The organism is Flavobacterium anhuiense (assembly GCF_001705175.1).
In the GTDB taxonomy this organism is placed as follows: domain Bacteria; phylum Bacteroidota; class Bacteroidia; order Flavobacteriales; family Flavobacteriaceae; genus Flavobacterium; species Flavobacterium anhuiense.
The window spans coordinates 49,348-62,153 of record NZ_CP016907.1 but is presented as its reverse complement, the minus strand read 5'-3'; the positions used below and the strand labels follow the sequence as shown (position 1 = coordinate 62,153).

Genomic DNA, 12,806 nt, shown 5'->3' with positions numbered 1-12,806 from the left:
AGTAAGACAACGCTATGTGAACTTTGTGGGTAAAAAAAAAAGACACAATGATTGTCATTGCATCTTTTTAAATTATAAAAAAAATAAAATTCCAAATTCCAATTAAGCGTTGTTAATTGGAATTTGGAATTTATAAAAGTTGGAACTTCAAGTGTTTATTCTTGTCCCAAGTTTCTTAATTGTTTCAATTTATCCTTCCATACTTCAAGGCTTTCTTTGTGAATAGCGATGTTTTTACGTACTTCTGTAACTATTGAATTCTCTTTTTTAGCATTTTTTGTATTGGTAAAGAACTGAATGTTATTTTCCAATTGAAAAATTTCATTTTGCACTTCTTCAATTTTGCGCATGATAAAGATTTTTTCATTGTCTAATTTGCGCGTATCATTGCTGTCAGTTAGAGAATCAAGACGGTTTGCAAAACGCATCATTTCAGATTCTTTTTTGCTTAAGCTCAGTTTCTCAAAAAGAGCATCCAAGATTTTATTGAATTTTCCTTCGATGTGTCTTCTAGAAAAAGGAACTTTTCCGAATCCCTTCCAAGTTTCTATGTGCGCTTTTATAGCATCTAAGTCTGTTTTGTGTTCTCCAGTCAATTGGAAAGCTCTCAATACATCCAAATAGGCTTTTTTATTGTCAAAAGCTGCAACTTCTTCACTATTTTCCTCAGATTTGTGTTCTTTTAACTTGTCGAAATAATGGTTGCAGGCGTCCTTGAATTCTTTCCAGATTTTATCTGAATATTTTTTAGGGACATGACCAATTTGTTTCCATTCTTCCTGGATTTGTTTCATTACGGGAGTGGTAGCTTGAAAATCGGTGCTTTCCTGTAATTCTTTTGCTTTTGCAACTAGAGCCAGTTTTTTATTTAAGTTATCGTTTTGGTCTTTTTTAATGTCCTTGTAGAACGAATTCTTGAAAGCGTTGAAATTTCTAACTGCAGTTTTAAAAGCGGCCCAAGTTTCTTCATTTACTTCAGAAGGCACTTTTCCAGCTGCAAAAAACTCATTTCTCAGATCTTCTACTTTTTGAATTTGAATAAGCCATTGCGAATGAGAATTTACTTTTTCATTTCCGAGCGCTTCAATTTTAGCAATGATTTCTTTTTTAGCTTCAAGATTTTTTTGCTCATTTGCTCTTTGGCTTTCAAATAAAAGCTCTCTCTTATCGTGTATTTTTTTTGTTAGTTCGCTAAACTGATTCCAAATCGCATCACGGTGTTCTTTAGAAACTGGTCCGATTTCTTCTTTCCAGATTCGGTGTAAATCCTGTAATTCGCGGAATGATTTATTAACGTCAGCATCGTTTACCAATTCTTCAACGCGAGCTATAATTTTTTGTTTTAATTCTAAGTTGTGTTTAAAATCTAAATCTCTAGCCTCGCGGTCTAAATGAAGATAATCGTAGAAGTTCTCAACGTGAAAATGGTAATTGTTCCAAACGTGGTTGTATTTGTCTTTCGGAATAGGACCTGCATTTTTCCATCTTTCTCTTAATTCATTAAAATGTTTAAGAGTGTCTTTGATATTTTCCTGCGGATTAATTAATTCCTTTAATTCTTCAACAATAGCCAGACGATTATCTAAATTGGTTTTTAAATTGGTCTGTAAATGTTTAAAATGAGCATTTCTTTTCTCTCTAAAAACATTATAATATTCGTCAAATTTTGATTTTAAAGGAAGATGATATTCAAATTCTTCGTTAGGATCTGGATTAGAAGCTAAAAATTCTTCTTTTTTCTCTTCTATAAGATGGTGATATTGTAACAGGAAAGCCTTTTTGATTTCTTCTATATGATCTTTTACAGACATTACTTTGTCTATATTCACCAGTTTTTTAAGTTCATCAACGAGCGCATCCATCGAAAACGTGTTATAATCTTGCATAGGAATGTCATGACGTTCCTTCAAAGTTTCGTCTTCGCTTTCAGCAGCATTTGAATTGGTAATGACATCTAATGCTTCTTGATGACCATCTCCTTGATTAGCTAATTCATTTTCAGTTTCTGTGACCAAATCTTCGGTCAGACTTTCAGAATCTGAGATTTCAATTGCATCATTTGCTACAGAATCATTTATTTCGATTCCAGTTTTTCCGTCTGCTTCATGCAGGTTATCATTCTTTTCTTCTAACATCTTAAAATGTATAAGGTTTTTATTTTAAACAGTGCGAAAGATAGTAAAGGTGTTTCTAAATACAAAATAAATCCTTTGTTTATACGCTAATTTGCGATGAAATTCTTATTATTTAATTCAATTTAGCAGTATGATATATTAATTTTTACTGTTTTAATTGATAAGTTAGAAATAATATTTTTGCGATTTTTTTAATTAAAAAATAGATTAATCGTAAAAAGCGAATCTGAATCGATAGTTTGTTTTACATTAAAACAAAACCAACAGTCCCACTTCCATACCAAAATTATATGACTTTTCACCTCCAAATGCTACGCTAGGGTGCACATATACTAAATTTGTTGGGGTGATTTTTCGGCCAAATTCCATAAAGGCATTATTTTGAAAGCCGTCTAGAACGTAATTGTATCTAAAAGCTACATCTGTAGCAATCCAATTTTTACCAAAAAACCATAATAAGTTGTTTTCTAACAGGGTTACGCTGACATCGCTTCTGTTGCTTGATCCTGCAAAACTTTGGGAATGTTCAACAGTCGCAAGCCATAAGAATTTCTTTTGATTGAAGTATTTTGCAAAAATACCGGCTGGAATTACTACCCATTTTCCTGTGCCAAAACTTGGGTCTGCAGCAGAATTTGAGATTACACGAGTCCTAAGGCCAATTCCGCTGGTCTTTTTAAAATAAGGGATAAAACTAATCCCAGCGCTTACGTCACCAAGCCCAGTTTGATTAATAGAGTTAGAGTTAGTCGATATTAAAGGCAAATCAAACCTCAGATTCCACGCTTTGTTGCCAATTGGCTGTAACACACGCAGATTGGTAGTGTTATACGAACCATTTTTAGTGTCTAAATATTCATTGTATAATAGAATGGTCTGCAGAAAGTAATGATATCTAGGCTCAGCAAACGGACTATTGCTTCTGTCTATATCTTCGTCTTGGGCTGATGCAAGAACTGTAATAAGAAAAAAAATGCTAAAATAAAGTAATTGTTTCTTCATAACTGTCTGCAAATGAGTAGACTAATTTACGAAAATTACTTTAACATTTTACCTTTATTTGTTCCAGATTTTCCAAGCTTTTTCAGCCTGAAAAATAAGCATATCGTATCCATTTTTAATTACAGCGCCTTTTTCTTTTGCTTTTCGCAGAAAAGTGGTTTCTGCAGGATTATAGATTAAATCGTAAGCAATATGTTTTTCTGTAAAAAACTCATATGGCAAATTCGGACAAGCTTCGACATTCGGACTTGTTCCAACTGGGGTACAATTAATTATAATTTGAAAATTATCAAAAGTAGTAGCGTTGATCAAATCATAATCAATAATGTTTTCTTTTGCTTCTCTAGAAACAAAAGTGTACGGAATGTCCAATTCGTCCAAAGCAAAAGCAACACCTTTAGAAGCGCCACCTGTTCCTAGAATAAGAGCTTTTTTATGGTGAGGCTCTAATAATGGTTTTAAAGACTTTTTGAATCCGTAATAATCGGTGTTGTAGCCTTTTAGTTTACCGCTTTTGGTAAATTTAATAGTATTCACCGCGCCAATTAGAGCAGCTTTTTTTGATAGTTTATCTAAGAAAGGAATAACTTGTTCTTTGTAAGGAATAGTAACATTTAATCCCTTTAAATCAGGATTGTTTTTAATTAATTCTGTGAAGTAATTAATCTCAGAAATGTCAAAATTCTCATAGCTGTTGCCAGCAAAAACTTCATTATTAAATTTCTCTGTAAAATAACCTTTTGAAAAAGAGTAGCTTATGTTGCGTCCTAATAATCCAAAACGTCTTCTTAATAAAATATCAACCATTCTTATTTACGATGTTTTTCTATATAATTTTTTACTGTTTTTTTTGTCCAAACTACTGGAAACAAATCTTCTATTAAGATATAATTGTCAAAGTTTAGACGTAAACCATTGCTTAAATGAAATTTGGCTTTTGTGTTGTCTTGAATCATAAAATATAATCCAGCCAAACGGTATTCGATTTCGTTCTCTTCAGGGAAATATTCTGTCGCCTGCAATAAAGTCTGAATAGCCGTTTCAAATTCTCCTAAAAATTGAAGAATATCAACCCAGTATAACCAAGTGTCTAATGCATAATCTCCAAATTCAACTGCTTTTCTGAAACCAAATTCGGCTTCTTCAAAGAAATTCATCTGTTTGTTTATCGTAGCATATCTTTTCCAATACAAACGATTCTGATTGTCGATTGCCAAAGCTTTATTCACAAAAAATAGTGCTTTTTGATAGTTTTTCTGGCGAAGATGAAAATCTGTTATGGCAATCCAACCTTTGTCTAAAAGCGGATCTTCGTGTACAGTTTGGTTATAATATTGGATCGCTTTCGCTAAATTTCCAAGTTTTTCGTAACATTTTCCAATTCGCAACAGAGCATACGAAGTGGCATCGTCCAATTCGATGGTTCTGTTATAGCTTTCAATTGCTTCATTGTATTTTTTAAGGCGCTCATAAGCTTTCGCTTTTTCCATAAAAGCCCCTAAAAATTCATCATCAATCAGCGTTGCATAATCAAATGCGCGAATGGCATTTTCGTATTCTTTTACGCCATAATGAAGACGCCCAAGCTGATGCCAAGCAATTTCGCTGTACGGATTTCTGTTGATATATTCGTTAAGATATACAATAGCTTCTTGGTTTTGATCTAAAAATTCAAAACAATACACTACGTTATAGAGAGCAGATTGATCTTCTAAGTCTTCTTCAAGACATTTGATAAAACTGTCCTTTGCAAGCTCGAGATTATCCATAAAAAGATATTCCATTCCAATCAAATTATACACGTCAGCATAATCGTCAGTATATTGAAGCGCAATTTTTAACAGTTCAACTGCTTTTTCGTGCTGATCTCTTTTGGAACAGATATTGGCTTTTTGGATATAGATTTCCTCGTTGTTAGGTTCAATTGCGTATAACTCATTCAAAAGCTTTTCAGCAATGTCGAGTTTGTCATCATAAACTAGCATTTCTACTTGTACTAATTTTAAGCCTGTAGATTTTGGATGCTGGTCTAATGCAAGTTTCAAGGCCTTTTTTGCTAAATTAGCCTTACCTATGTCTAAATAATGAAGAATTATTTCTTCGAATTCTTCAGAATCAAAAAAGAGTACTTTGTTGGTTTTTAACATCGACTCAAATTTGGATAGGGATAGGTTATAATCTTCTTCTTCGTTGCTTAATTGCATACTTCGTATATTTGAAATTAGCCTGTTATAAATTTAGGCAACCATATAATCGCTGTAAGGATAAGAAATTAATTGTTTTGAACAATTTAATTAACAATATATGGCGTTTTTTATTCTATTTTGGGAAGAAATCTCTTTTATTCTTAAGGGATTAGCTTCAGTTTTGTCATTTTTTTATTTCTATTGGAAGACTTTTTAGAAATAGAAATTGAGCTTTAATTTCTGTCTATTTTATTAAAAACAGCGCTCAAAATAATTTTTTATATTTAGTTGTTGTTCTTCTTCATTATTTCATCCATCACTTCTAAAATAATCGCGCATCCTTCTCTAATTTCGTCCTCAGAAATGGTCAAAGGAGGTGTAATTCTTATGGCGCATCCTTCAAATAAAAGCCAGAATAAAATAAGTCCTCTGTCTTGACAGGTTAAAATGACTTCGTTTGTAATGTCTGCCGATTCTGTCATGGCGGCAAGCATTAATCCTTTTCCTCTAACTTCTGTAATCAAAGGATGTACCAAAAGCGATCTGAAGAGTTTTTCCTTCTCTAGTGTTTCTGCCATTAAATTTGTTTCAGTTAATTCTTGCAAAGTAGCGAGACAAGCTGACGCAATGACAGGATGGCCTCCAAAAGTGGTTATATGTCCTAATTTTGGGTTTTCGGTTAAAAGATCCATTTTTTCGGCAGAAGCAGTAAAAGCGCCAACTGGCATCCCGCCGCCCATTCCTTTACCCATAACCACAATGTCTGGAACAACATCATAATTTTGAAAACCAAAAAGTTTTCCAGTTCTTCCAAAACCTGGTTGGATTTCATCAACAATCATTAATGCTCCAACTTCATCGCAGCGTTTGCGGACTTTCTGTAAAAAGTTATTTTCTGGCTGAATAAAACCTGCGCCTCCTTGAATAGTTTCTAAAAGAATCGCGGCTGTTCGAGTAGTTATCTTTTGTAAATCTTCTTCGTTATTGAAAGTGATAAAATCAATATCTGGAAGCAAAGGTCTAAAAGCTTGTTTTCGCTCTTCAAATCCCATTACACTCATAGAACCCATTGTGTTTCCGTGATAAGCGTTGTGGCAAGAAATAAGCTGGCTGCGTCCTGTAACGCGTTTGGCTAATTTTAAAGAGCCTTCGATCGCTTCAGTACCTGAATTAACCAAATAGGTTTTATTTAAAGATTCTGGAAGCAGAGAAGCCATCATTTTGCAATATTGAACGGCTGGACTTTGAGAATATTCACCATAAACCATTACGTGCGAATATTTGTCCAACTGATCTTTTATAGCTTGATTGACTCTCGGATGCTGATGTCCTAAAGTACAAGCTGAAACTCCGGCAACAAAATCTAAATATTTTTTATCGTTTGTATCGTAAATGTATGAGCCAATGGCATGCGAAACTTCCATTCCGAGTGGGTAAGGAGAAGTTTGCGCTTGGTATTTTATAAAATCTGGATTCATTTTTTTAGCTTCTAATTTGCTGAGATACTAAGATTCTGAGCTTCTGTGTTTTTAACTGTAAACTGTGACTGTGACTGAAAACTTTTTTGGTTCAAAGTAGCAAAGTTACTGAGGTTCTAAGGTTCTAAGGTTTTGACTTTACGCTTAAGTTAACTTTGTGGTTTAAACAATAGCAAAGCATTGTAAACTGTCACTGAGACTGAAAACTACTTACTTTTGGCTTTCGTATCTGTCTTAGCAGCAGGATTCTTCTTATCGTAATTCAAAGTTTCCTTTCTGACTTTCAGTGGAACGTTTTTGCCTTTTTCTTCTTCGTCTTTTCCTTGTTTAATCAATTTGTCATTTTCTTCGTTTTCTTCTGCGGTAAAAATATCGTCTTTCGATTTTATTCTTTCGTCACCACGCCATTTCATTCCTCGCAGTTTTCTAGCATTTTCAGGAAGTTCATCTTCAGGGAAAATATCTCCGTCGACTTTATTGAAAAACGTAATCGTTTCAATGGCATTATTTTCCAAAATCATATTGATTTTACTACTGACATTTTTATTAATTCCGATCAGTTCATTGGTGTCATTCCGCATATAATAAATTACTTCGGTGTTTTTGATGACATCAACATCATGAAGTTTTCCATCCCTGAATTTTCCAAACAAATTGAGTCCCTTGACCTGATTGAATCCTGTTCCGAGTGTATCCTTGGACAAGACGAAAGTATTGTTCAATACTTTTAGAGAGTCAATTTTTCTTGTTTTATTATCGCCAATCAAGTGCATTACGTCTCCTGTAATTTGGTTTTCTCCATTCCAAAGAATTGGATTTCCGATCAATTTTGTTAAGGCTATTTTGGAATCAGAATGTATAGAGTCACATTTACCGCTCATATCTGTTTTGTAAAAGCGAACATTTTTATATGCTCTCAAAATTCTTTCTCCTTCTTTTCCTGTAACCATTAATTTTTGTCCGTGAATGTAAACTGAGTCATTTTCAACAAGATTAATTGCAACAGCTCTTTTGGTAACAAACATCGAGTCTTTCAGTTTGTAAAGCTCTGCATAATGGCCTTTTACAATTCCTTTATTGATGGAGTCGGTAATTTTTACATTTCGTGTTGCTGAAGCAAATTCGGTATTTCGATTGTAAAACAAACTATCGCCTTCTATACGCCTGTCATCGTATTTTATGTATGATTTTCGAAGAAAATGTGCTAAGTTTTTCTTGGTATCATAGAAACCTTTTTCGGTATAAATATAATTAGCCTTGCTCGTAATAGTGGAAGGGCCAAGAAGATAGGTATGTCCCGAATTGCTGTAATAATCCAAATGGTTTGATTTTATTACATACTTTGGATTTGTAATCGTAACTTCAGTCAGAAACTGAAATTTCTTTTCTTTCACAAAATACTTTCCAGATTTACTTACCAAAGTATTGTCTTTATTGACAATGGTTCCTTTGGTGTTGTAAAATGCTTCCTGAACATTTCTATCAAAATTAATAGTGTCGGTTTGCAAAGTAGCATCTGGTGAAGTTAAAACGGCATTTCCTGTAGCAAAGGCTTTTTTTGCATTACCGCTATATTCAGCATATTTACTATTCAGAAATAAGGTATCTCCCTGTACTAACTGTACATTTCCGAATGCTTTTAGATAATTCTCTTTTTGAAAAAAATAGGCTTTGTTGCAAGTCAATACTACACCATCATGGTTTACTTTTACATTTCCGGTAAGTAAAAGCGCATCTGGCACATTAACCTGATCCACATCAGAAAAGTCAGCATTCTCGATGACGATTGTTTTCGGGGTTTGTGCAGTTTTTTTTGCCTGCGCAGAAATAAATTGTACGCTAAGAAACAGACAATAGAATATGAAAAAGAGTGATTTCTTCAACTGATTAAATTTTTGTCAAATTTATAAAAAAGGTTAGAACCTGTGGCTGATATTAGGATTAATTTATAATAAGTCATTAACAGTCTAAAGTAGGATTCAAGTGCTATTTAATTTTTCAACAAAAACTCCAACTCTCACGTTGTAGTAGTTGTTTTTTAAGCTGAAAACATTGTAAATTAGATAAATCGTTTTCGGAGTTTTAAAAAATGACCTATTTTAGAAAATTGTTTCAAGTTTTTTTGAATCAAAACTAATAAGATAAGTTAAGAATAGCCCAAAATATGATAAGTAAAAAAATAATCGCAGCCGGAATAACATTAACGGTTCTATTTTCAGCCTGTAAAACAAAAGATTTAAAAATGAGCACAGCAAACGAACCAACTGCAACAGAAAAAAAAGTTGTAGTCTATCAAGTTTTTACTCGTCTTTTTGGAAATAAAAATACAACCAACAAACCGTGGGGAACAATTGAGGAGAATGGAGTGGGAAAATTTAATGATTTTACAGACAAAGCGCTTCAAGAAATAAAAGATTTGGGTGTTACTTATATTTGGTACACAGGAGTTCCTCATCATGCTTTGGTCCGTGATTATACGGCATACGGAATTTCAAATGATGATCCAGAAGTGGTAAAAGGTCGTGCAGGTTCTCCTTATGCCGTAAAAGATTATTATAATGTAAATCCAGATTTGGCGGTAAATCCTGCAAAACGATTAGAAGAATTTGAGGCTTTAATTAAGCGAACTCATAATGCAGGTTTGAAAGTTATTATAGATATTGTCCCAAATCATATTGCAAGAAAATATGAAGGGAAATCAAATCCAGCAGGAGTAAAAGATTTTGGTGCAGATGATGATGTTACGGTTGAATACAAACGAGACAATAATTTCTATTATATTCCGCAACAACATTTTGAAATTCCTGATGGAGACATTCCTTTAAACGGAGAGAAAAATCCGCTTATTGATGGGAAATTTGATGAAAATCCAGCAAAATGGACAGGAAATGGCTCTCGTAAAATTAAGCCGGATCAAAATGACTGGTACGAAACGGTAAAAGTAAATTATGGAGTGCGTCCAGATGAAAGCAAAGATTTTCCTGAACTTCCTGCTGGTTTTGACCAGAAATCGTATCAAGAGCATTTTGCTTTTTGGCAAGATAAAGATGTTCCTGATTCTTGGAAGAAATTTAGAGATATTGCATTATACTGGACAGCAAAAGGCGTTGACGGATTCCGTTATGATATGGCCGAAATGGTTCCATATGAATTCTGGAGTTATATGAATTCATCCATTAAAATAAAAAATCCAAATGCATTTTTATTGGCAGAAGTTTATAATCCGAATGAATATCGCAATTATATCCGTTTGGGAAAAATGGATTATCTGTACGATAAAGTAGAAACTTATGATAAACTGAAAGATATTATTCGTGGAAAATCTTCTCCAGACGAATTGACAAAAATTCAGAACGGGATGTCTGATATTGAGCATCATATGCTTCATTTTCTAGATAATCATGACGAACAGCGTTTGGCAAGTCCAGAATTTGCTGGAACGCCAGAAAGAGGAAAGCCTTTAATGGTGGTTTCGGCAACAATAAGCACTTCGCCAACAATGATTTATTTTGGACAAGAAGTAGGAGAGGCAGGAAATGAAGATGCTGGTTTTGGAAAACGCTCACGAACATCGATTTTTGATTATATCGGAGTTCCAAACCATCAGCGCTGGATGAATGGCGGTAAATTTGATGGAGGTCAGCTTTCTGAATCTGAAAAACAGCTTCGTGATTTTTACAAACGATTATTGAATTTTACTATTAACAGTAGTGCTTTGATGGAAAATTTTGAAGAAATTCAAACGGTAAACCGTCAAAATAATGAAAATTATGATGCTTTGCTATATTCTTACGCACGTTGGTCTGAAAGTCAAAAGCTGATTGTAGTTGCTAATTTCTCTTCTGAAAAAGGAAGCGAATTTGATTTAAAAGTGCCTTCATCACTCATTTCAAAATGGAATTTAAAAGATGGGGAATATCATTTAAAAGATCAATTGTACAAAGATAAAACGTTTGTATTGAAAGTGCAAAATGGGCAAGGAGAAGCTAAAATCTCAATTGAGCCATCAGAATCTTTGATTTTAGAATTGATATAAAAGCAATTGAAATATTATAGAAAAGAAAACTTGTTTGGGATTGGCTAAACAAGTTTTTTTGTTTTTTAAACCTTTTTCAGCAAAGAAAAAATCTCTTTTATAGAAAATGTCGCCCCGCATACAAACTCGTCTGAAGCGCCATAATAGACTGTTAGTGTATCGCCATCCGGATCAAGGATATGGCCGTTTGTAAAAACGACATTTCCAAAAAAACCGCTCAATTCATAATTTGTTTTCGGAAACATAATTGGGGTTTCTGTTCTAGAAATTACTTTCGTAGGATCTTCCAAATCCAATAAAAAAGCACCGAGACAATATTGATGAAATTCGTTGGCTCCGTGGTAAATTTCTAGCCAACCCAATTCTGTTTTTATGGGGGCAGCTCCCGCGCCGACTCTTTTACTGTCCCAACTTTCTTTTCTAGTTTTGATAATGCATTTATGATTTCCCCAATGAACGCCATCTGGAGAAGAGGCAATCCAAATATAATTTCCGCCAATGTCTACACTACTTGGACGATGTAAGGCGTAAAACAAGCCGTTTATTTTTTCTTCAAAAATCGCACAGTCTTTATTGTGAGGAGGAAATATCATTCCGTGTTTTTGAAAGTTTTTCCAATCGGTTGTGGTTCGTAGGCCCACGCCCACGCCGCTAGGAGATACAGAAGTAAAAGTCAGGTAATATTTATCTTCTATTAAAGAAACGCGGCAATCTTCAATTCCGAAAGTTTCCAGTATTCCTTCGCCAACCAAGTGCGGGTAATCTTCGGGTTCATAAAAATGTTTTCCGTCTTCGCTGCACAATAAGCGAATGTGTGATAAAGTGGTTAAATAATCGATTCCTTGATAGTTAATTACACGGGCATCTGTTGCAATAAGTTCGGGATGATTTTTTAAGATTTCAATAATTTGAATTGTTCCTGCTTCTGTCAGAATTGGAAACGAAATACTATTTTCTATTTGTTTAGGTCTTTCTGCGACACGTACGGCCAGCCAGATTTTATTTTGAAACCTAAAAACGCCGGGATTTAATAGACAGGTAATTTCAAGACCTTCTCTGCTTGGTGGTATATCTGATGGAGATAATATAGGGTTTTCTGCAAAACGATTGGCAATATCTTTCATGATCTTCGTTTAAGTACCTAAAAGGTATAAAAAAAAGCTGACACTTAATTGCATCAGCTTGTTTTCTATACTTTTTTAACCTTCTTGAGTGCTTCAACGTAATATTCGTTTACTTTTTCCCAATTGATATGATTGTAAAAAGCATCAATATAACTGCCTTTTCTGTTTTGGTAATCTAAATAATAAGCATGTTCCCAAAGATCGATTCCCATAATCGGAGTTCCTGGAATCAGAGCATTCTTCATCAATGGGTTATCTTGATTGTCTGTGGTAGTAATTTGTAGCTTGCCATATCTATCCACAACCAGCCAAACCCATCCAGAACCAAACTGCTTTTCTGACTGTGCTTTAAACTGATTTGTCAGATTGTTGAAAGAACCAAATTCTTTATTTATAGAGCCTGCAAGAGTATCTTTTGGAGTTTGTTCTTTCGGGCTGAGAATATTAAAATACAAAGTATGATTATAATATCCACCCGCATTCTGACGAAGTTTTAAATTCGTAAGAGGCATTTTTTTTAAAATGTCTTCAATAGGCATATTTTCAAACTCAGTCGAAAGAATTTCTTTGTTGAAATTATTTGTATACGACAAATAATGCTTAGAATAATGTGTTTCTAAAGTTAAGCTTCTAATGTCTGGTGCCAATGCATCATAATTAAATGGCAATTTTGTCATTTCAAAAGAACCAGGATCGGCTTTAACATCATTTGGCGAACCGATAGTTATTTTTTCTTCTTTTGTTGGAAGAGGAACTTCAACAACTTCAACCAGCTTATCTTCTTTACAGGAAAATAATAGTAAAAATGAAGCTAAAGTGCTGAAAAGAACAACGTTTTTCTTCAT

General features: G+C 33.9%; 9 protein-coding genes. 1 reads left to right on the top strand and 8 read right to left on the bottom strand.

Annotated elements, in window-relative coordinates; translation table 11 throughout:
* Positions 1-155: 155 nt before the first annotated feature.
* The 6 genes from BB050_RS00265 to BB050_RS00240 form a co-directional block, all read right to left on the bottom strand.
* Entirely contained in the window at positions 156-2,135 is a 1,980-nt protein-coding gene (locus tag BB050_RS00265; protein WP_066032164.1) for a DUF349 domain-containing protein, read from the bottom strand.
* A 249-nt stretch (positions 2,136-2,384) separates the two neighbouring features.
* Positions 2,385-3,137, bottom strand: coding sequence for a lipid A phosphoethanolamine transferase (locus tag BB050_RS00260; protein WP_066032163.1), 753 nt, complete (start codon positions 3,135-3,137; stop codon positions 2,385-2,387).
* Between the two features lie 54 nt (positions 3,138-3,191).
* Positions 3,192-3,944, bottom strand: coding sequence for a shikimate dehydrogenase family protein (locus tag BB050_RS00255; RefSeq protein ID WP_008462745.1), 753 nt, complete (start codon positions 3,942-3,944; stop codon positions 3,192-3,194).
* A gap of 2 nt (positions 3,945-3,946) precedes the next feature.
* On the bottom strand, positions 3,947-5,341 hold the full coding sequence (locus BB050_RS00250; protein WP_035690620.1) for a tetratricopeptide repeat protein: 1,395 nt from the start codon (positions 5,339-5,341) through the stop codon (positions 3,947-3,949).
* Positions 5,342-5,607: 266 nt separating this feature from the next.
* Positions 5,608-6,801: an aspartate aminotransferase family protein gene (locus BB050_RS00245; RefSeq protein ID WP_066032162.1), complete on the bottom strand. Its 1,194-nt coding sequence runs from the start codon at positions 6,799-6,801 to the stop codon at positions 5,608-5,610.
* Between the two features lie 206 nt (positions 6,802-7,007).
* On the bottom strand, positions 7,008-8,684 hold the full coding sequence (locus BB050_RS00240) for an OstA-like protein (protein WP_083219787.1): 1,677 nt from the start codon (positions 8,682-8,684) through the stop codon (positions 7,008-7,010).
* Between the two features lie 281 nt (positions 8,685-8,965).
* Between BB050_RS00240 and BB050_RS00235 the strand changes: the two genes are divergently transcribed.
* Positions 8,966-10,837, top strand: a complete 1,872-nt coding sequence (locus BB050_RS00235; protein WP_066032161.1) for an alpha-amylase family protein — start codon at positions 8,966-8,968, stop codon at positions 10,835-10,837.
* Positions 10,838-10,902: 65 nt separating this feature from the next.
* On the opposite strand, the gene BB050_RS00230 is transcribed toward BB050_RS00235, so the two are convergent.
* Both BB050_RS00230 and BB050_RS00225 read right to left on the bottom strand, forming a co-directional pair.
* The gene (locus BB050_RS00230) at positions 10,903-11,961 is read right to left on the bottom strand and encodes a glycoside hydrolase family 130 protein (protein WP_066032160.1); all 1,059 of its coding nucleotides are present in this window, start codon (positions 11,959-11,961) and stop codon (positions 10,903-10,905) included.
* Between the two features lie 65 nt (positions 11,962-12,026).
* Positions 12,027-12,806: a superoxide dismutase gene (locus BB050_RS00225; RefSeq protein ID WP_008462756.1), complete on the bottom strand. Its 780-nt coding sequence runs from the start codon at positions 12,804-12,806 to the stop codon at positions 12,027-12,029.